This is a genomic window from Pseudoalteromonas sp. 23_GOM-1509m (genome assembly GCF_000518425.1).
Lineage (GTDB): Bacteria > Pseudomonadota > Gammaproteobacteria > Enterobacterales > Alteromonadaceae > Pseudoalteromonas > Pseudoalteromonas tetraodonis.
In genome coordinates this window covers 111,780-132,088 of sequence record NZ_JADO01000011.1, presented here as the reverse complement: position 1 = coordinate 132,088, position 20,309 = coordinate 111,780, and the positions used below count along the sequence as shown (strand labels likewise).

The window sequence follows — 20,309 nt, the reverse complement described above, 5'->3', positions numbered from 1 at the left end:
CGGTGTTATTAAAATTGCACAAAATGTAATCAAAAGTACAGCTTGCGATGTTACGATTGCAAAACAAACAAAATAATACATGTAAAAGCTCAGTATTTATGGTGAAATTAACTTAATTGAACAGAGGTTTCCAAGGAGCATTCATGGCAATTTTAGTAACCGGTGGCGCAGGCTATATTGGCTCACACACCGTTTTAGAACTTTTACAGCAAGGCAGCGACGTTATCGTGATTGATAACTTAAGTAACTCCTCTGAAGAGTCACTTGAAAGAGTGAAAAAAATAACTGACAAAGCAATTACTTTTTATCAAGGTGATATTTTAGATAAACCCTTTTTAGACTCGGTATTTGCCAAGCATACCATTGAAAGTGTGATTCATTTTGCTGGCCTAAAAGCCGTGGGAGAATCGGTCGTAAAACCCATTGAGTATTATCAAAATAATGTACAAGGTACACTAACACTGGTTGATGCTATGCGTGATGCAGGTGTATTCAAACTGGTATTTAGCTCATCCGCCACTGTATACGGCGACCCAGCAAGCTTACCAATACGCGAAGACTTCCCCGTTGGCGGTACAACCAATCCATATGGTACGTCTAAACTAATGGTTGAAATGATGTTGCAAGATATCGCTAAATCAGATGAGCGCTTCGCGTTTGCTATTTTGCGCTACTTTAATCCTGTCGGTGCACATGAGTCAGGTTTGATTGGTGAAGACCCTAATGGTATTCCTAATAATTTATTGCCTTTCATTTCACAAGTTGCGGTTGGCAAATTAAAGCAACTTGCTGTATTTGGCGACGATTATGATACGGTTGATGGTACTGGCGTTCGTGATTACATTCACGTTGTAGATTTAGCCCTAGGGCATTTAAAAGCACTTGATAAAATAGCCGCAGAAACCGGTGCGCTTGTTTATAACCTTGGTACAGGTAACGGCTATTCAGTATTACAAATGGTCAATGCGTTTATTAAGGCTAGCGACCAAGCAATCCCTTATGCGGTGTCACCTCGTCGCCCAGGTGATATTGCAGCCTGTTATGCTGCGCCAGAAAAAGCCCTTAGTGAACTAGGTTGGCAAGCTGAGCGTGGTATTGATGTCATGATGCAAGATACTTGGCGCTGGCAATCAAATAATCCAAATGGATATAAGTCATAAAGGCTTCTTTAAGTTATCAGCTTAAAATTAAAACACCGCATTTAAATTAAATGAGGTGTTTTAATGTTGTACTTACCAATTTTGTATTTCTACAATCCGTGACTGGGTTCGCGCATATTCAAAACATAACTTTTTACCTTGGTATAACTCGTTTATGTCGGCCTGGGCATTAATTACTAGTAATTTGTGGCAATCGTAAAACTCATCGACTAAGGCAATAAAACGCCGTGCTTCATCATCGAGCGTATGCTCATCTAACTGCTGCTTTTCGCGCTGATAGCTGTCTTCTATACCATGTACAATAACTTTACCGGTTGCTTCTTTGCCCATTATTGGCACATTCGCGATATATAGCACCGAAAACTGTTCTGCTAAAAACATATAGTCATTGGCGCTGCGAGGACCTGCGCACAGTGCCATAAAATCAATCAGTAGTGCATCGTTAGTTTTTAATAAATAGGGAAGTGCTCGACCATGCACAGTCATTGTATTATCACGCGTTGCTTGAGGGTATGCGGATAAAAACCCAGCCTCAAATTCCGCGTGGGGCAAGTTAATAAAATAATGACGACTGCTTCTACCGTACCTGAAGCGGTGGTCTTCCTCCCCCGCTACGTTAATTACATGACAATGCGCATTTATTAAATCGATAGTTGGTAAAAATCGCGCGCGTTGCAAACCGTTGTAATAAAGTTGCTCGGGTTTTGCGTTAGAGGTTGCGACTAGTACCACGCCTTGTTCAAACAAAGCGTTAAATAACCGAGCCATGATCATGGCATCACCAATATCACTAACAAAAAACTCATCAAAGCACAGTACCTTTATCTCTTTGGCCCACTGTTTAGCTATTATTTGTAGCGGATTTTTATCCCCTTGTAACTTGGCCAATTGAGCATGAATTTTTTCAATAAAGTGATGAAAATGCAGGCGCTGCTTTTTCTCTGTGGGTAAGTTTTCATAAAATAAATCCATCAACATAGATTTACCCCGACCAACCGGGCCATATAGATATATTCCCTTAATTAAAGGTGCTTTTTGCCACCAGCTTGTAGGTTGACTTAATTGCTCATTTAAAGACTGTAACGCACTCACAGCTTGGTGCTGCGCCGCATCAAAATCAAGCTCTCCTGATGAAACTTTGCGGTGGTACAGGCTTAAAATTTCTGTGCTGGGCTCTGTCATGGTATTTCACTATCCGCTATACTCGCGGCCATTGTAGCCGACTAAAAATGTGAACAACATGAAATTTCCTTGCCGTTTAGATAAATTTATTAGCCATTTAGCAGAGTTACCACGCTCAAAAGCCCGTGCGGCAATAAAAAGTCAAGCGGCTAGCGTTAATGGTGAGGTGATCACGGCATTCGACTTTCAAGTTAGCCAACAAGATGACGTGCTGTTTTATGACGAGCCATTAGTTTTTTTAGGTAAACGCTACTTTATGCTCAATAAGCCGGTAGGTTATGTGTGCGCTAATTCGGATGAGTTACACAAAACCGTATTTGATTTGCTTGATGAGCCAAACATGGCCGATTTTCACATTGCTGGGCGTTTAGACATAGACACCACTGGCCTAGTGCTTATTACTAATGATGGCGACTGGTCACACAAAATTACCTCGCCTAAAAAGAATAAATTTAAAACCTACTTGGTTGAAACTCAAGAGCCGATTACCGATGATGCACTGCAGCAATTACGCGACGGTGTGCAGCTTCACAATGAAAAAGATTTAACTCGCCCTGCTATTGCTGAGCGCTCAGGGAATTATGGTTTACGCTTGTCTATTTCTGAGGGTAAGTATCACCAAGTAAAACGTATGCTAGCAGCGGTAGATAACAAGGTAGTTGAATTACATCGTGAACAAATTGCGGATATAAAGCTAGGTGAAGATCTGGCTGCAGGTGAATACCGCCCACTAACCGCCGCAGAGATAAAACTGTAAGGTTGTTTGGGTATTAGGAAAACAGCTTCAAACTGACCGCAGCCCTTTCTGAAACCTGGCGTCTAAAACCTGCTCTTACGATTTAATTTGTACTAAATCAAAGTCTGTCATTCCGGGTACAATCGCTTGCAGACGAGACTCAGTAATATCTAGAGAATTTAAGCATTCACAGTATTCAGAAGCTTTAAGTTCTAATTGGTGGGCTTTTTTCTGCAACGACTTATCGATTTCTTTGGTAATGATATCCATGCGTTGCCCCATGTCGTTCATGCGGTCTTCTATATTGCCTTCTCGAGATTTAAACGCATCCCCGAGCGACATTAAAATAGCACCCAAAGAGCCATGTACTGCAGAGTGTATTTTTTGGCTAATTTCTTTAGTAAAAAAATCATCAATTTGGGAAAGCGATTGAGGGGCTATAAAAAAGAAGTCGTCGCCACGCTTAAACTTATCCATAAGTGCACGCTCTACATATTGTAATTGCGTTTTTAGCACTTCGGGTTCTTTATCTGACATGCCCTCAACAACATGCTCAATAGCACTAAGCCCAAGGTTTACACCGTCAGTCGCTAAATCGACTAGCTCAGGAACCGTTTGACGAATACCATTGCTAAATTGTTCTAGCACTTTACTTTCGTCGGTACTTAAATCGACCCAGTAGCCTCGAATAAACAGTTGATTATTATTGTTAATTTGCACCCTAGTTTGGCCTTTATCAACAATACGGATCACATCATCGGTAATAATTAAACCATGACGAAGTTCAACATCACATTGCTTTTGTGCGATTGCATTGCAGCTTAAAAGTGCCATTGATAACGCCAATATCGAACGAGATAAAAACGCCATAAACACCTCAAAAAGACTAAAATAGGGGGTGGCTAGATTAACAAAAAACCAACTTTATGCAAGCAAAAGTAACACCCTAAAAACAAGGCACCATGAAACGTAACGTTTATACAGCGCCTTTATCCTCTGGCTTGTACTATTAAATAGGTGAGCCTGGTGGTATAGGTAACGCTTTAAAATTATCAGGCCACTGGCCTGTTGTTAAAAACTGATTAATTTGCGCCGCTAAATAGTCTTTAAATGCGCTGTCACCTACTTCAGGATGGCTCAGTAAAGAGTGTTGATTAAACTCATCCGCTAGTTTATTTAAGTAAAAATGCAGTTGCGCTTGCACCTCTGGACTTAGTGTTTGGCTAGCGACAAGATCAGCCATAGTTTTTGCCGTTAAGTACTGTACTCGTTGCGTTACTTTTCCTGCCATGGTGGCAGGCGCTGATACATTAAACACCTGCTTATATAATTGTTTAAGCAGCTCATCTAAGCCATAAAAGCGGTTATCTCGCACTTGTTGCTGTGCTAAACGATTTAATCGTTGAGCATTAAGTAATAGCGATAAGCTATGCTGCGCGGCGACTTCAGGTAATGCAAGTGCATCCATAGTTAAGCCGGTACGCCCCACTATACTTTCTCGTGATTTAGACTCGCCATACGCTTTAGGCACGATTAAGGAAAGTGTCGACTCTGGAAGCGTTAAGTTGCTTGCTTTTAGGGTCGCTAAAATGGCATTAACCGCTTGTTGTTGAGCCTCTTTAGTTACAACTTGGGCGCCTTTAACGGGTGCATCACTGCGTATCTCATAATCATAATCAACGCCCGCGATAAGCTTAGCAACCGCTTCAACTTGATAACGGTGGAACAAATAAAGCGGTACTAGCTTTTCTTCCAATTGCGATAGCGCAACCCCAGTTTTTATATTATTAATGCCAAACTGCCCAAGCGCCTGCTTTCGCACATCAAGCACTCTAAGTAATTCTTCACTTGGATTACTGCCGTTATCCCAAAGATGCGCTGTAGGGTGCGCCCCACCTTTGGCACGGGCATCACTGTCAGAAATAAACGCCAAACCTTGCGCTTTATTTTGCTGTAAAATAGCAGCGAGTGCTGCGCTTTCATCTTGTCCGGTAAAGTCGCTGTAGCCATATTTTATCACTTGGGTATCCCATGCCCCCATGCCTTTAGCATAACCATCAGATACGTCTAACTGACCATTATCAGCAAAACTTAACAACGGATGCGGATAGTCCATCACCGAAGCACGATTATTTACTGACGCAGCAAAGTTATGCGCAATACCCAGTGTATGACCAATTTCGTGAGCACTGAGTTGACGAATACGATCAAGTGCCATTGCATGTAAAGTGCTTGCCACTTCATTGCCTTTTAAATAAGGCGCTGCCAGTGATTCAGCAATAAGGATATCTTGACGCACTCGCAACGATCCTAGTGTGACATGGCCTTTAATAATTTCGCCTGTACGTGGGTCTATAATTGAACTGCCATACGACCAGCCTCGGGTAGCACGGTGCACCCATTGAATAACGTTGTAGCGAACATCCATAGGATCAGCATTACTTGGTAGCACCTTAACCTCAAAGGCATTTTTATATCCTGCTGCATTAAAGGCGTCATTCCACCATTGCCCGCCTTCTAGTAAGGCCGTTTTAACTGGTTCAGGTACGCCAGGGTCTAAGTAATACACAATGGGTTCGACCGGTTCACTTACAGCCAGACTCGGATCTTTTTTTATTAACCGATGACGTGGAATGTAACGCACATACATAGACTCATCGAGCCCTGCCGCATAATTTTTATGCTCCACACTCCAATAACCCGATTGCGGGCTAAATTTTCGTGGCGTGTAATTGTCATCAGGCAATTTGATTAATGAATGGTGCATATGCACGGTTAGCGCGTATGGATCAGCACTCACTTGGCGCACATATTCACCTGGTTTAGACCCTTTAAAGGTGAGAATGGCTTCAAGTTCAGTATTTTTTACAAATGCTTTTGAGCGATTCATAAATACCGCACTGCGTGACTCATCAAGGCTAAACTGCCCTTGCTTGCGCGCAGCTAAAGTACGACTTACGCCATGTACATCGCTTAGTAAATAGGGGGTGTAATCAATTAATGCAGCATTGTCATCTTGCGCGACAACTTTAAAACCCGCCAAAATACTGGATGCAAACGCTTCTTTAACGCTTTGCTGCTCTGCTAGATTACTTGTGTTAGCACGGTAGTAAGTATTTACAGCGCGCAACATCACCTTATTGCCAAAGCGCTCAAACTGTACCAAATAAGTACCGCCTAATTGGCCTCTATCTAAACCAATATCGTTAGACCCTACTCCATAAGGCAAGCTATGCTGTAGTAAAAATTGTTGTTCAAGTTTATCAACTTTTAAATACACATTGCCGTTTTGCGTATCGTAAAAGAAAGAAAAATAACCAGGGAAATGGTTCATTTTTTCAGTAAATTCGTCAATAGACTTAATTGCTGCGTGCGCTTGGGTTATCATACAGAGCAGCACAGTAAAGAGTATGTAACTTAATCGTGATATTTTTTGCATAATCTTATCTTTGTTATTAGCGTTTTAAATGCGATGTAGGTACCCCATTATAGGGGGTTATTTATACAATACAGTTATTTAAGACGAATTTCAGCGCTCTAAACTAATCTCTCTCACATTATGATTAGTTTTAACACGTTATCAGGAAAAAAGAATGCGTAGACTCCCACCAGTATTACTAGAAGATGGCTGTTCAAGAGAACTTTTGTCGTTAATTCGTACTATTTTAGCGGCATGTAAAGAAATTTCATTTCGCGTCGGTCAAGGTGAATTATCGGGCGTATTAGGCTCAACCCTCGATGAAAACATTCAAGGCGAAACACAAAAGAAACTCGATGTACTGTCTAATCAGTTATTAAAAGATATATTGCTGGAGTCAGGCACAGTTAAAGCGATTGCCTCTGAAGAAGAAGATTATACCGTTGCCGGTAACCCAGATGCTGAGTACATTGTTGCATTTGACCCACTTGATGGCTCGTCAAACACCGATATTAACTCGCTAGTAGGCACTATATTTTCTATTATGAAAGCGCCGGTGGGCTCAGATGCTGCTGATGAAAAGATTTTTATGCAACCTGGGCATCAACAAGTAGCTGCAGGTTACGTACTGTATGGCCCATCAACTATGCTTGCGCTAACAACGGGTAAAGGTACACGCATGTTTACCTTAGATAAAACCCAAGGTAGCTTTTTACTTACCCAAGATTTTGCCGCTATTCCTGCTAAAACCAATGAGTTTGCAATTAATGCCTCAAACCAGCGCCACTGGGAACCGGCGATGCAAAACTACATTAATGATTTACTTGCCGGAGATACAGGCCCTCGTGCTCAAAACTTCAATATGCGTTGGATTGCTGCAATGGTTGGCGATGTACACCGTGTACTTAGCCGTGGTGGCTTATTTACTTACCCAACTGATACTAAAGATCCTAATAAGCCTAATAAACTGCGTTTACTTTATGAAGCAAACCCAATGGCAATGCTAGTAGAGCAAGCAGGTGGTATTGCTTCAACAGGCACTGAGCGTATTATGGATATTCAGCCTGATGCCATCCATCAGCGTGTTGCGGTTATTTTAGGCTCTAAAGACGAAGTAGAAACTTGCTTGAGCTATCATAAGTAAACAAGTTGTCAGTTGTCAGTTGTCAGAAAATACTAAGCCGCATTTAACTTAAATGCGGCTTAGTATTATTTATCCGTTACATAAAACCGCAGTAAGCTCGCATCTAAAAGAGTTGAGTTAGCCTAAATCTAGTCCTTTAATAATGCTAATAATTGTTCAAGCTTTTTGTGGCTAAGCTCTCCCATTTGCTCGCTATTACTCAGCGCATAAATAACCCCTTCATGCTCAGCGCTATCTATATCTGCTCTTGATTCAATGACGTTGGCCCAAAGCGCGAGATCATCGAGATCTATTTCATTACTTACACAGCGCTTAAGCACATCAATCAATATGGGTGTCGTTAACTTATAAAGTGGCTTAGCATTGTGCGCAGAGCTTGACACTATTACTGAGATTGCTTCATCTCTTTGCTCTCCAAAAGTAATAAATTCAGCCAATGCTTTTTGTATATTCATAATGTTTGTTATTCTTGCTGCTCTACTGTTAATAAGACCTAAAATGACCCAGATAAACTGCAGCCAATGTAATACAACGCTTAACTGTAATGTTAATGATATAACCGCATGTTGGTGTTATCAGTTACCCGCTATTTTACCACTCGATGATACAGCAACTAGCTGCTTATGCCGATCATGTACTCTTGCTAAAATTAATTACTATTTAGAAACTATATATACCCAGCCAATAAAAGCTCAAATCGCTTTTGCTAAACAATTTAGAAGTAATGATAATTTAATTGAAGGGTTAGATTACACCATGCAAAATAGTTACATGGTGTTTAGTAAGTGGTATTTTTTAAAGCGTGGTACTTGCTGCAAAAATGGTTGTAAAAATTGCCCTTATAGCTAAATTAGCCACACACAGCAATAGGCAGTGAGTTATCAGCGCCCCATTCACTCCACGAGCCATCGTACACACTTAAATTACTATAGCCGCATTCATCGGCAAACAGCGCAAGCGCACAGGCAGTAACGCCAGAGCCACAGCTAAATTGTAAGTGGGTTGCATTACCGACTAACTCACTAAACTTTGCCTGTATAAAGTCGAGTGATTTTGCCTCACCATTTTCTAATAGACTAGTTAAAGGTAGCGAATAGCTATTAATAATATGGCCGCTGCGCATTCCGGCTCTTGGCTCACTACTTTTGCCGGTAAAGCGCTCATAAGCGCGTGCATCTAAAATAACTGTATTGGCATCCTCAGTAGCTCTTAGCACCTGTTTTTTATCAATAAAGTAATCAGGCCGGTATTGAGCAATAAAATCGCCTTTTAATGATGCTTGTGTATAGTTTGATTCAATCGGAAGCCCGAGTTCAAGCCACTTGGCTAAACCGCCACTGAGGACTTTTACGTTATCAAACCCCATGGCTTTAAACATCCACCAAGCTCTAGCTGCACTGAATAACCCTGCATCTTCATAAATCACCACAAGTGAATCGTGATTCACTCCCGCTTTTTGCATCACTTGAGTAAATTGTTCTGCACTACACAAGGTATTAGGTAATGGGTTTGAGGGATCTGCGAGTTCTTTTTTGATATCAAACCGTTGTGCTTTAGGAAGCATGGCAACGGGTGAGTACTCCCCCGCAGCTGAGGGACGTAACATACCCGCATCAAAAATAACCAGGTTAGCTTGCTCTAAGCGAGCATGTAACCATTGTGCACTGACCATGTTTTTCATCGTCTTTCCAAATTTGAGGAAATGAAATAGCTATATATTATTACAGCCTGTTTATAAACAGAATTTAGACTGGTTACAAATTATAATAATGCTAAAATAGCTGCTTTGAGGTTTCTAAATAAAATAAAATTATGCCAATCCCTTTTTACATTATCAATATGCAAGGCTGCGAAGACCGTTGGGAAACAACCCTAAAGCGACTTACCAGCCTACACTTAAATGCTGAACGTTTTGAAGCGACCATTGGCAAAAACCTTAGTGAAGAAGAAACCCTCAAGTGGTATTGCCCGAAAAAAAATAAAAAACGTTACAATCGCAATCTATCTGCAGGTGAAATTGGTTGCTATGTAAGTCATATGCGCCTTTGGCAAAAAATGGTTAATGAAAACATGCCTTTTTGTGTTGTATTAGAGGATGACCTTTTCATTGAGGCTTCGCTTAAAGATGTTGTTGATGCGGCAATTAAATTGAAAAACTGGGATTTAATAAAATTATCTGACAACAGAAATTTTCCATTTATTGACAGTGCCCCATTAGAAAATAATCTAACAGTCGGTAATTATAAAAAAGCACCAAATGGCACTCAAGGCTACATCATTTCATTAAGTGGGGCTAAAAAACTACTGCAAAGAAAACCATTTTTTAGACCTGTAGATGTCGATATGCAATTTCACACAGAAGTAGGGCTAAGTATGATTGGCATAAAACCCTACCCGGTTGCCGAAGATCGAAGCTTTATTAGTGAAATAACAAGCGCTAATGCAGGTTCGCATTCTAATAAAAGTACATTTATTAGAAACTTAAAACACAGGTTAAACTTATATATGCAACGCAAAAAAATATCAGCCGATGTATCAGTTATAACTAAAAAGTTATAACTGTAGTTCAATATATTGGCTGTATGACTGCGTTCGGTTAAATCTTAATAATTTTGCCACGCAGTGGCGCCATTTTAGCTAAAATTTTATTTTGCACTGTATGTGGGATATTTTGCTCGTTCATTGCATTTATTAATAAATCGACAACGTGATTGAAGTCTTTTTCATTTATGTTCATCCCCGTATGAATGGCGACCATAGAGTCACCTTTATATTCACAAGGGCCATCTGTTAGGGAGCATAAATGACTGATAAACCCTTGTCGAAAATGACTGATATTACTGTGCTCAAAGTAATGAAACACTTGTTGGTCATTACCTATTTGTGTAATAAAACTATCAGTTAGTCTCTCAAGCCCAGCTTGTTCGCCAAGCTGCTGATACAAAGAAGTGTTGGGTTGTGTTGTACACCCTGCAAGTAAGTTTAAACAACAAAAAATAAATACACTCAGTTTCATTACCAATACCCCGTAACCGATAAATACCAGCCAGTTTGATTATCAACACCAGCAATCCGCCCTAAATCTAAATAGGCCGCAGTCACACTCATATGCTTATTAGGTATCCACGCTATAAATAAATCGCGCCAGTCTTGCTCGCCTAGTCCCAAGTTATTGGCTTTTTGCCGATACTCAATGCCAACGGCTAATTCGCGGCTTAAAAACACCGCACTACTTGCTTCTAACAAAATATGGCTGCCCTCATTAGCACCACCATATCCCAACAGCCCTAGCTGATTGGCTTTACTGTAGCGAGTAGTCACATTCCAAAACCAGTTATATCCAGCAAGTGCACCTAAATGTAATTTACTGGCTGCAATATACACATCTGTACCGCTGGTTTTTTTAGCGCCAACTAACTTTGCAACTGTGCCATCATCCAATGACTTATGCTGTACGCCCACACTTAACTGTGGCCACTGACTATAAACAATATCACCGTATAAACGTACTTTTGCTCCAGTAATTGACTGCTCTATTTCGGTATTGAGCGCCGGTACATCAAACTGCTGCTCCGCATAACTGAGCTCAACACGATTGAATAGGTTAAGCTGCATGCCGCAGGCATCAAGACGGTAGTCAGTAACATCAGCACGACTACAAAAACCATTAACAGCCCATTCGTCTTCACTGGCATACCCTGCCAATTGTGCCCAAGGAACTAATCCTCCCCCTGCACTGCCTTCAATTTGAGACACCCCAGGTGTTGCCAATAACTTCCCCGTTGCAGCTACAGTTAACGTACTGCAAAGTAAGAGTGTCATGCTCAGTAAAAATTTAATGTACACGCTGATATTCCTCTAACCATTGTTCTAATTGCTGCGCTTTTAAAGGGCGACTTAAATAGTAACCTTGCGCATGATCGCATTGCATTTCGTGAAGCATTGATAAAGATTCAGCGGTTTCCACACCCTCAGCCACAACAGAAAACCCTAATTGGTGACCCAATGTGATTGAGGAGCGCACTATGTATTGATCTTTTTGTGATTCGTGCAGAGTTAAAATAAAGCATTTATCTAGCTTAAGCTCATCAATAGGTAACATTTTTAACCGTCCTAGTGATGTTTGCCCTACGCCATAATCGTCCAATGAAATTTTAACGCCAATGCTTTTTAAATCTTCTAACGCTTTAATACCTTGGGCCTCATTTTCAATCATATCTCGCTCTGTCAATTCAATAGTCACAGAGCTTGGGTTAACTTGGTATTTATTTAAGGTGGCTACCAACGAAGCGTGAAAACCTGAATGAGCAATATCTTGGGCAGAAACATTAATAGCGGCTTGTAAATGAATATCTTTTTTTGACCAATCGGCTATTTGTGCAATCACAGTATCGACGACCCAAGCGGTCAGCTCCACTATTAACCCTGACTGCTCGGCTAAATCAATAAAGACCTCAGGCGACACCCAGCTCCCATCTTTTCGTTGCCAACGAATAAGAGACTCTACCTTATCAATTTTCTGACTTTTAATGTTCAACTTAGGCTGATAGGTCATGAATAATTGCCCATTATCATCATCAATTGCTTGTTTGAGTTCATCAAGCATAATTAAACGGTCTAAATGCGCCTCATCTTCACCGTCTTGATAATAATGTAAGCTTTGCTGACTCGTTGTAGCTGCATCTACAGCAATGAGTACACGTCGCATTAAATCGTCTGCTTTAGTCCCTTGCTCTGGGTATTGCACAATACCAGCATTAAAACGTAAGCTTATTTTTAAATTTTTAACCTTGTAAGCTAGCTGTAATTGCTTGAGTAAATCAGCCACTGCACATTTTACCTGCTCAACCTCTGCACAAGGGTAAACCGTTAAGAATTCATCGCCACCAATTCGAGCATGAAAACCACCTAGCTCATCAGAAAATTGACGAATACGGTTTGCCACTGCAATTAAACATCCATCCCCTACTTGTGGGCCAAGTTTATCGTTTATATGCCTTAAGCCTTTTATATCAATAGCAACAAGCGTGTACCGCGCATCGTTAGTGAGCCGCTTTGCTAATAAATCTAACATAGCAGAACGGTTATAAAACCCCGTTAAGGTATCATGATGTGCTTGAAAACTAATTTGCTGTTCACGCTTATTAATATCATTACCCATGTTATTAAAAGCGCTCACGAGGGTTTCTATTTCACTGCTTTGCTTTTTACCTTCAAATTTAAAACGGTAGTCGCCTTTCGCAAACTGTCTGGCAATAACCGCTAACTGTGAAAGTCCAGTCGTTAAATTATTTGCTAACAAACTACTGGTGATCACACCAAATAACATAGTTAAAACAGCGAGTGTGATCAGCGTTAATAATAATTGCTCAATATCGCGATAACTCGAGGTTAAATCTGCGCTAAGCAGTAAGGTTATCGGATGCGATTGTAAAGAGGGTAAAGCTATTTGTTCGTTTTCATAGGCCAAATATTCGGCAAAAAAACGAGCCGTAGTTTTATTGGTAAAGTACGCTATTGGTTGAAAGTTATCTGGTTGGGATACTAGCGAGCTTGTTGCAAAATCATCTAATTGCGCAACAAAACTAACCTCCATTCCGGTTAAGCTTTTTAGCTCAGTAGCCACTGCAGATGTTATTTTAAATCCGACCAAACTGTAAGCTATGGTTCTGGGAGTTTTAACTGGCAATAAAATCACTTGATACAACTGGTTATTTAACACCACAAAACTCGATTGTTCAGAATTATTTAATAACTCATCCATCAAGGGTTGTAGGTTATCGGCAAAATTTTGTGCATTAACATTAGCTGACACTAACCGCCCTGATAAATCGAGCAACAGCATAAGATCCGCATTGATCCGTTGACTGTGGTTGTATAACACACTGCTAATAGTGGCGGCATCACGAGTTGCAACCGCTTGCTTAAAACCAAAATCAGCGGTTAACACCTTTGCGGCTGTTAATAATAAGCTCTCTTTTGATTTTAAATATTGTTTATAAACGCTTTGCGCAACCGTTATATTTTGTTGCACTTTTTCTACCTGAAATTTACTGGTAGACCACCAAAAGCTCAGTAAACTAACCAAGGTAGTGAGTAATACCAAGCCAACGCAAAGCGTTGTAATACGACTGCGTAAATTATTGGCCATTGCCTTCCCTAAATTGACTGCCAAAGGTATTACGTGGTGCAGGGGTAGATGTATTTATAGTTATTGATAACGGGCTGGTTGATTCTATATTAAACAGTTTTTTATTATCCAAGGGAGCTGTTTGCAGTGAATGCCAAACACTGGCTTGCACAGGAAAAGTGTCTACTTGCAGCTTTATCTGGCCTTGCTCGTTACTGGTATACACATGACTACTGTTAGCGACATATATATAGCCCACCATGGAGTCATGAATATTGCAGCCTAGAACAACAACACCTTGATTATCAAACTTAATAGGTTCTTCTGGCTGGCCAGAATAGAGCTTTAATTGAAAAGGTTTAGCTTTTGAAAAAGAATAAACATGGTGGCGAATATTATCGCTATTTGGAAAGTCGACGTACTGACCTTGGTGCACAATAAGCAACTCTGGAGAAAACTGTTTATCAACTTGATCCATTACCGCTGTGGGTAAATTGCCCGAAGTTTTTGAAGAAGGTAAATGATTTATTTCTACGACAGCATTAGGCAATACTTGGTCATGCTGATCTTTAATAACCAAATTAATGGTATTACCAAAAGCCGATACACTAAACAATACACCCAGTACTAATAAATAACGACGTTTTGCAATAACTTGCCATGCTCGCTCTAACATAACCACACCCAAAAATTCACCATAGGTTAAGTTAATTAGAGACGAGCACTAATTGCAAGAATTATAGCTCAGTTACTTAAAATAAATACTTTTTCATTAGTTAAAATGAGCTTTGCTATATCTGTCTACTTACTACGTTATTTAACGATTAAACCGTAATCAGCATCTAAAATAGCAATCACTTCTTGGCGCGGATCATTAGGTATAATAATCTCTTTACCAATAATTTTGCTCGCGATGCCCACATAAGTGTCAGACACTTCAAGCATTACTGACTCAGGTAAAATATAATCTTTTGCTAACTGCTCACGCTCAGCCATACGGTCTTTATTTAATAACACATCGCTCTCTGGCACGTTATTAATTAATAGCTGACGGAAACCTTCTTTTGAGTTTTCAACAATTTTGCCATCTTTATAAGATGCTTCATCCCAAATACGTGATGAATCGGGTGTCCCTACTTCATCAATATAAATAAGTTGCTGCGCACCATTTAAATCTTCTACGTAACCAAATTCAAATTTAGTATCGACGAAAATTTGCCCGAGCTTAGCTAACTCATTACTAATTAGCTCGAACCCTTCTACCAATAATTTTTCGTATTTGGCGACATCGTCAGCCGATTTAAAATTAAAAACATCTAAGTTATTTGTAATATTCTCACGCGTAATATTTACATCATCAACAGCAGGAATATCAGCCACTCCTTCAATAATGCCTTTAGTAGAAGGAGTAATAAGCACCTGTGCAAGCTTTTGATTCGCTTTTAAGCCTTCAGGAAGTTGTAAACCACAAAAGTGTCGTTCGCCTTTGGCGTAGTCACGCCACATACTGCCGGTAATATATTGACGAGCAATCGCTTCAACTTTAACCGTACTGGCTTTACGAACAATCCATACATAAGGATGAGGAATATCAACAATATGATTGCCAGCCAAACCAGCTTCATCAAACATGTTAAACCAATGAGCGGCCACTGAGTTTAATGCAATCCCTTTACCAGGCACGCCATTTAGCCCATTTTCACCTTGCCATATGCAATCAAAAGCAGAAATTCTGTCTGAAATAACCATAATGGCAAGTTCAGTATCGGCAGGTACGTTATAGCCTTTTTCATTTATTAAGCGTTTACTATCTGCATCGGTTAACCAATAAACTGAACGCACTTTACCACTGTGTACTTTACCTTTGGTACGAATGGGTAAGTCATCGTTTACGTCTAAAACTTTATAGCTAGTCATGCTATCTCCGGGGTTTGGCATGCTCAAAGAGCAAAGTATGGAATTGGGGTTAGGCGCTCTATAATAATCTAGCCAACCACAAAGCTCAATCTTAGGCTAAAAACAAATCATCTCAGTATATTTATCTAGCTAGCACATTGGGGTAAACTTGAATGATTACTTGCCCTAAGGAGCTAGCTTGAACTATTTAACTGCCACTAAGAATAAGAAATATTTAATGTATATTTCTCAAAATTATTCCTACGCTATTTTAAGACCTTTGCAAGCAGAAATATTAGCTCAAGGAGGGGAAGTTAAATGGTTTTTAGAAGGCGATAATGTTAATCCTGACTTTCTAAAAAGTGATGAAAAAACGCTAAGCTCCATCCACGAAATAAATCAATGGGCGCCTGACGCAACCTTTGCACCAGCGAACTCTATCCCTACATTTTTTCCCGGAAAGAAAGTGGCTGTTTTTCACGGCTTTGATGCTGGAAAGCTAAATAAAAAAGGCCAAAACGATCACTTTAAAGTGCGGGGCTGCTTTGATTTATATTGTACACAAGGCCCAAATACAACGGCTCCATTTACGGCGTTACAAAAAAAATTGGGTTATTTTAAGGTAGTAGAAACAGGTTGGCCTCCCCTAGATCAATTTTTTAACGGTAACTCAAAGCCTAGCCACATTGATGAAACAGACTCTCGCCCAACAGTATTGATCTGCTCTACATTCTCAAAACGCTTATCTCTTGCACCTAAACTTTATGAACAAATAAAACACTTTAGTGAAAGCGGTAAATGGCGACTCTTAGTTCAGTTTCATCCTAAAATGGCACAAGAGTGGGTTGATAAATACAAAGCGTTAAGTAATGACAATCTGACCTTTGTTGAAACAGACAATGTTATTCCTTTATTACAATCTGCTGATGTAATGCTGTGCGACACTTCATCCATATTACTGATGTTTTTGGTACAACGAAAACCAGTTGTAACGTTTTGCAATAAAGCACCTGAAAAACACTTACTTGATATTACGGATAAAAATAACGTTGAAGCCGCAATAGACTACGCACTAACTTACCCAAAAGAACTTGTAGATAATATTGAAGCTTTTTGCCAAGAGTTACACCCATACACAGATGGTAAATCAAGCCAACGAGTACTTTGCGCAACCAATGAACTGTTGCACAGTGATGAAAAACTCAAAGCAAAACCGCTTAATTTTATTAGACAATTTAAAATGCGCAAAAGACTTAACTATTGGAGTTGGTAAGCCGTTATGATCAACCTTGAGAATGTCTCTTTCAAATGGCAAAAAAGCGCAGTCACCCCGACTCTCGCTATTAAGCAGCTTACGATTAATGCTGGGGAACATGTTTTTTTACATGGTCCAAGCGGTAGTGGTAAATCTACCTTACTAGCGCTACTGGCAGGCATTAATGTAACCACTAGCGGCCAACTTTGTGTTTTAAACCAAAACCTAAGTGCGCTCACCAACGCACAGCGCGATGCATTTAGAGCGGATCATATTGGCTATATTTTCCAAAACTTTAATTTACTACCTTATTTAACCCCATTAGAAAACGTGTGTTTAGGGTGCCAATTTTCGAAAAAGCGTCAGCAACACATGCTCAGCCAAGCCGATAATTTAGAGAGTGAAGCAGCCAGATTACTCAATGCACTGGGGTTAGAGGCGCACTTTCATAATCAAAATGTTGCCACTTTAAGTATTGGGCAACAACAGCGTGTTGCTGCAGCACGCGCATTTATAGGCAGCCCTGAACTTATTATTGCCGATGAGCCTACTTCAGCACTTGATACCCAAAATCGTGAAAGCTTTATTAAGCTGCTATTTGAACAAGCAAAAAAAAGTAACAGCACGCTTGTTTTTGTCAGTCACGATGAAACATTAAAGCCACTCTTTAGCCGCACAATCGACTTAGTAAGTTTACAAGGTGATGTATGATTTTATTTAAACTTGCCTATAAAAGTTTGCTCAATAGACGTGCCAGCGTATTACTGACATTGCTCACTATTGCGATTAGCGTCATGTTATTACTCAGTATTGAGCGAGTTCGCGTAGATGCTAAAAGTAGTTTTAGTAATACCATTTCGGGTACCGATTTAATTGTTGGCGCACGCACTGGCGATATTCAATTACTCCTCTCCTCGGTGTTTAGAATTGGCCATACCAACAATGGGATGAGTTGGCAAAGCTATCAATACATAACAAAACAGCGCGGGGTTAAGTGGAGCATTCCTATCAGCCTTGGAGATAGCCATAAAGGTCAAGCTGTCTTAGGCACCACACTCGATTATTTTAAGCACTATCGATTTGCTAAAAAACAACCCTTAGCATTTGAACAAGGACAGGCTTTTTCTAGCATCAATGAAGTTGTTATAGGTAATGAGGTTGCAAGTAAACTGGCCTATAAAATTGGTGATGAAATTGTGATTTCTCATGGCATGGGCAATACTAGCTTTCATCATCATGATGATAACCCTTTTAAAGTGGTTGGTATCTTAAAGCCTACCGGTACCCCGGTGGATAAAACCTTGCATGTGCCACTGGCGGCAATTGAGCTGATCCATGGTGGCGGCCATCATGATCATGACGATCATCATGATCACTCGAGCCATGCATTAATTGGGCACCCAAAACAAATTACCGCCTTTTTAATGGGCTTCGACTCCCCGCTTTATACGCTACAAATTAGGCGCAACATTAACCAATATAAACAAGAACCTCTATTAGCGATTATGCCCACAGTCACTTTAAAAGAGCTTTGGGAAATGCTGGCAATAATAGAAAAAATACTGCTGTTATTTTCATTTGTGGTGGTCATTATTAGCTTGCTCGGTATGTTAACCACATTACTTGCTAACCTTAATCAACGCCGCAGAGAACTGGCAATACTGCGTTCTGTGGGTGCCCGCCCTTGGCAATTATTTTCGCTGATCAGTATGGAATCACTGCTTACCACCTTTTTAGGTTGCTTAGTAGGTTGCACTCTATTTTATGCGCTTATGGGTACGACCGCGGGTTACTTACAAAGCCAAGCTGGAGTGAGTATTAATATCAGCATGCTCTCTGACTATGAACTCACTTTGATTGGCGTTATTATGGCTGCGGGATTTATTATTGGCTTGATCCCCGCTACACGCGCTTACTTTTATTCTCTCAGTGATGGTATGAGTATAAAAATATAAACTTTAGGATGATCATGACGTTGTTTAAAGTAACTACACACTCTTTAATGCTATTAAGCGCAGTGCTAATTAGCTTTGCTAGCATTGCAAATCCACCCAAGGAAATTTTTTGGGAAGACCTCATACCCGAGGGCCATGTACAAATAGATACTCAAGCACAAGCTAATCACGAAGGCAGTGAACAAAACTGGGTGCAACCTGATTTAGACGCGCCAGTTGTTAAAGCACTTGATGGGCAGTCTGTTAGCTTACCTGGTTTTGTTGTACCTCTTGAAGGCGATAGCGAACTTATCACCGAGTTTTTATTAGTCCCTTACTTTGGTGCCTGTATTCATGTGCCACCCCCGCCGCCAAATCAGCTGGTTCATGTGACCATTAAAGGCGGTGTCCCTATCGATAGCTTATACGATGCGATTGTTGTAACGGGTATTATTAAAACGCAAACTTGGTCTGGTGAAATCGCCCAAGTAGGTTACACAATGCAAGCTGTCGGTGTTGCTCCTTTTGAGCTTTAATTCTTAAAATACAGAGCCCACTCTATAGTGGGTTTTTATTTTGTTCTATCAACCACCCGTTCTTATATCTCGTTCAAGTTCAGACTGCGTTTTCACTGGATGACAAGTCGACTTCACCGTGCTCTTATTACTTTCATCTTCGTCAGAACTAAAAATTGTGTAGCTATAGTCTGTTTCAACTTCACCACCTAAGCACTCATGCTCTGCAAATACTTCATCTCCATAACCCTCTGGCATTTCTTTTGACGCACACCCACTGAGGATCAGAAATGTTATTAAAATTGACATTACTTTCATATTAATCACCTTAAAAGAACACGTTATAAATTATAGTTCGTACTCAAAATGCCATGATGGAAGCTTGTTGAGTAATGGCAGAAGTGCTTTTTCTTTTCTTAAATCACGACGCTCTCTCTCCAACTGTTCTCGCTCTCGGCGTAACTCTTTACTTTGGCTACTTGACGGTTTATCACTCGTTAATTCATCACTAATAGATTGCAGCCGCCAATTAATATTATTAAGTCGATCATCTATCTCGGCTTTCCTTTCTTCAAATTGATAACGCTCATTACCTTCTTGCCATGCTTTTCTAAACTGTGTGTCATTACAAATCCCGTTATACGCATCGCCTCGTAAACCTAGGGTAAAGCCATTTTCAGGCTCACAAAAGGCTGCGAGCCCCTGTTTGTAACCAGCTTGATAATCATCTAATTTTGCAGTGATGCCAAATTCACTACAAGCAGATATGATTTCTCTGCCATGTTCAAATGTATACCCTTGCTCACCATGACTAAAGCCTAAATTTGTCCAATTGGCCTGTATACATTCATCCTGAGACAAAGAAGAGCATCCTGATAGCAATATGAAAAACAGTAAAAACAAGTAACGACTAGACATTATTTTTCCTAAGATAGCCAA

General features: G+C 40.2%; 21 protein-coding genes. 9 read left to right on the top strand and 12 right to left on the bottom strand.

The features are described from left to right. Positions 1 to 143: 143 nt before the first annotated feature. Positions 144 to 1,160, top strand: coding sequence for a UDP-glucose 4-epimerase GalE (gene galE, locus N523_RS0105230; protein ID WP_013463948.1), 1,017 nt, complete (start codon positions 144 to 146; stop codon positions 1,158 to 1,160). Positions 1,161 to 1,232: 72 nt separating this feature from the next. Here galE and zapE read toward each other — a convergent pair whose 3' ends face one another. Next, the gene (zapE, locus tag N523_RS0105225; protein ID WP_028834521.1) at positions 1,233 to 2,342 is read right to left on the bottom strand and encodes a cell division protein ZapE; all 1,110 of its coding nucleotides are present in this window, start codon (positions 2,340 to 2,342) and stop codon (positions 1,233 to 1,235) included. Between the two features lie 58 nt (positions 2,343 to 2,400). Here zapE and rsuA point away from each other — a divergent pair, with 58 nt between their 5' ends. Continuing rightward, on the top strand, positions 2,401 to 3,099 hold the full coding sequence (gene rsuA, locus N523_RS0105220) for a 16S rRNA pseudouridine(516) synthase RsuA (protein ID WP_028834520.1): 699 nt from the start codon (positions 2,401 to 2,403) through the stop codon (positions 3,097 to 3,099). A gap of 75 nt (positions 3,100 to 3,174) precedes the next feature. Here rsuA and N523_RS0105215 read toward each other — a convergent pair whose 3' ends face one another. Next, positions 3,175 to 3,948, bottom strand: a complete 774-nt coding sequence (locus N523_RS0105215) for a YggN family protein (protein WP_008115461.1) — start codon at positions 3,946 to 3,948, stop codon at positions 3,175 to 3,177. A 139-nt stretch (positions 3,949 to 4,087) separates the two neighbouring features. After that, positions 4,088 to 6,517: a zinc-dependent metalloprotease gene (locus tag N523_RS0105210; protein ID WP_028834519.1), complete on the bottom strand. Its 2,430-nt coding sequence runs from the start codon at positions 6,515 to 6,517 to the stop codon at positions 4,088 to 4,090. Between the two features lie 154 nt (positions 6,518 to 6,671). On the opposite strand from N523_RS0105210, the gene N523_RS0105205 reads away from it, so the two are divergent. Beyond that, positions 6,672 to 7,640: a class 1 fructose-bisphosphatase gene (locus N523_RS0105205; RefSeq protein WP_008115459.1), complete on the top strand. Its 969-nt coding sequence runs from the start codon at positions 6,672 to 6,674 to the stop codon at positions 7,638 to 7,640. 128 nt (positions 7,641 to 7,768) lie between these two features. Here the strand turns inward: N523_RS0105205 and N523_RS0105200 are convergent, their stop codons facing one another. Further along, positions 7,769 to 8,095: a hypothetical protein gene (locus N523_RS0105200; RefSeq protein ID WP_028834518.1), complete on the bottom strand. Its 327-nt coding sequence runs from the start codon at positions 8,093 to 8,095 to the stop codon at positions 7,769 to 7,771. A 43-nt stretch (positions 8,096 to 8,138) separates the two neighbouring features. Between N523_RS0105200 and N523_RS0105195 the strand changes: the two genes are divergently transcribed. Then, positions 8,139 to 8,489, top strand: a complete 351-nt coding sequence (locus N523_RS0105195) for a DUF5522 domain-containing protein (protein WP_028834517.1) — start codon at positions 8,139 to 8,141, stop codon at positions 8,487 to 8,489. A gap of 1 nt (position 8,490) precedes the next feature. Here N523_RS0105195 and N523_RS0105190 read toward each other — a convergent pair whose 3' ends face one another. Continuing rightward, on the bottom strand, positions 8,491 to 9,321 hold the full coding sequence (locus tag N523_RS0105190) for a sulfurtransferase (RefSeq protein ID WP_028834516.1): 831 nt from the start codon (positions 9,319 to 9,321) through the stop codon (positions 8,491 to 8,493). Between the two features lie 131 nt (positions 9,322 to 9,452). Between N523_RS0105190 and N523_RS0105185 the strand changes: the two genes are divergently transcribed. Further along, positions 9,453 to 10,199: a glycosyltransferase family 25 protein gene (locus tag N523_RS0105185; protein ID WP_028834515.1), complete on the top strand. Its 747-nt coding sequence runs from the start codon at positions 9,453 to 9,455 to the stop codon at positions 10,197 to 10,199. A gap of 37 nt (positions 10,200 to 10,236) precedes the next feature. On the opposite strand, the gene N523_RS0105180 is transcribed toward N523_RS0105185, so the two are convergent. From N523_RS0105180 to N523_RS0105160, 5 genes are all read right to left on the bottom strand, one after another. Next, the gene (locus tag N523_RS0105180) at positions 10,237 to 10,656 is read right to left on the bottom strand and encodes a group I truncated hemoglobin (RefSeq protein WP_028834514.1); all 420 of its coding nucleotides are present in this window, start codon (positions 10,654 to 10,656) and stop codon (positions 10,237 to 10,239) included. Then, positions 10,656 to 11,462: a DUF3034 family protein gene (locus N523_RS0105175; protein WP_442960087.1), complete on the bottom strand. Its 807-nt coding sequence runs from the start codon at positions 11,460 to 11,462 to the stop codon at positions 10,656 to 10,658. Before N523_RS0105175 ends, N523_RS0105180 begins: the two co-directional genes overlap by 1 nt. A 13-nt stretch (positions 11,463 to 11,475) precedes the next feature. Beyond that, positions 11,476 to 13,791 carry a bifunctional diguanylate cyclase/phosphodiesterase gene (locus N523_RS0105170; protein WP_028834512.1) on the bottom strand — a complete coding sequence of 772 codons (2,316 nt, stop codon included), beginning with the start codon at positions 13,789 to 13,791 and terminating at the stop codon, positions 11,476 to 11,478. Beyond that, on the bottom strand, positions 13,781 to 14,446 hold the full coding sequence (locus tag N523_RS0105165) for a methylamine utilization protein (protein WP_028834511.1): 666 nt from the start codon (positions 14,444 to 14,446) through the stop codon (positions 13,781 to 13,783). The genes N523_RS0105170 and N523_RS0105165 overlap by 11 nt, the downstream gene beginning before the upstream one ends. Before the next feature lie 137 nt (positions 14,447 to 14,583). Further along, positions 14,584 to 15,687 (bottom strand): phosphoribosylaminoimidazolesuccinocarboxamide synthase, encoded by a 1,104-nt coding sequence (locus N523_RS0105160; RefSeq protein ID WP_028834510.1) that lies wholly within the window; start codon positions 15,685 to 15,687, stop codon positions 14,584 to 14,586. A gap of 217 nt (positions 15,688 to 15,904) precedes the next feature. Between N523_RS0105160 and N523_RS0105155 the strand changes: the two genes are divergently transcribed. From N523_RS0105155 to N523_RS0105140, 4 genes are read left to right on the top strand one after another with little or no spacing between them, the layout of a single operon-like run. Further along, a complete protein-coding gene (locus N523_RS0105155; protein WP_036949900.1) occupies positions 15,905 to 16,939 on the top strand; it encodes a CDP-glycerol--glycerophosphate glycerophosphotransferase in 1,035 nt (344 codons plus the stop codon). Positions 16,940 to 16,945: 6 nt separating this feature from the next. Next, positions 16,946 to 17,632, top strand: a complete 687-nt coding sequence (locus N523_RS0105150; protein WP_028834508.1) for an ABC transporter ATP-binding protein — start codon at positions 16,946 to 16,948, stop codon at positions 17,630 to 17,632. After that, on the top strand, positions 17,629 to 18,876 hold the full coding sequence (locus tag N523_RS0105145) for an ABC transporter permease (protein WP_028834507.1): 1,248 nt from the start codon (positions 17,629 to 17,631) through the stop codon (positions 18,874 to 18,876). The genes N523_RS0105150 and N523_RS0105145 overlap by 4 nt, the downstream gene beginning before the upstream one ends. 14 nt (positions 18,877 to 18,890) lie before the next feature. Continuing rightward, positions 18,891 to 19,391 (top strand): DUF3299 domain-containing protein, encoded by a 501-nt coding sequence (locus N523_RS0105140; protein ID WP_028834506.1) that lies wholly within the window; start codon positions 18,891 to 18,893, stop codon positions 19,389 to 19,391. A gap of 48 nt (positions 19,392 to 19,439) precedes the next feature. Here the strand turns inward: N523_RS0105140 and N523_RS0105135 are convergent, their stop codons facing one another. Both N523_RS0105135 and N523_RS0105130 read right to left on the bottom strand, forming a co-directional pair. Then, the gene (locus N523_RS0105135) at positions 19,440 to 19,688 is read right to left on the bottom strand and encodes a hypothetical protein (protein WP_231485782.1); all 249 of its coding nucleotides are present in this window, start codon (positions 19,686 to 19,688) and stop codon (positions 19,440 to 19,442) included. Positions 19,689 to 19,718: 30 nt separating this feature from the next. Beyond that, complete coding sequence (locus N523_RS0105130; protein ID WP_081745111.1) at positions 19,719 to 20,288, bottom strand: DUF2799 domain-containing protein; 570 nt, start codon at positions 20,286 to 20,288, stop codon at positions 19,719 to 19,721. Positions 20,289 to 20,309: the final 21 nt, after the last annotated feature.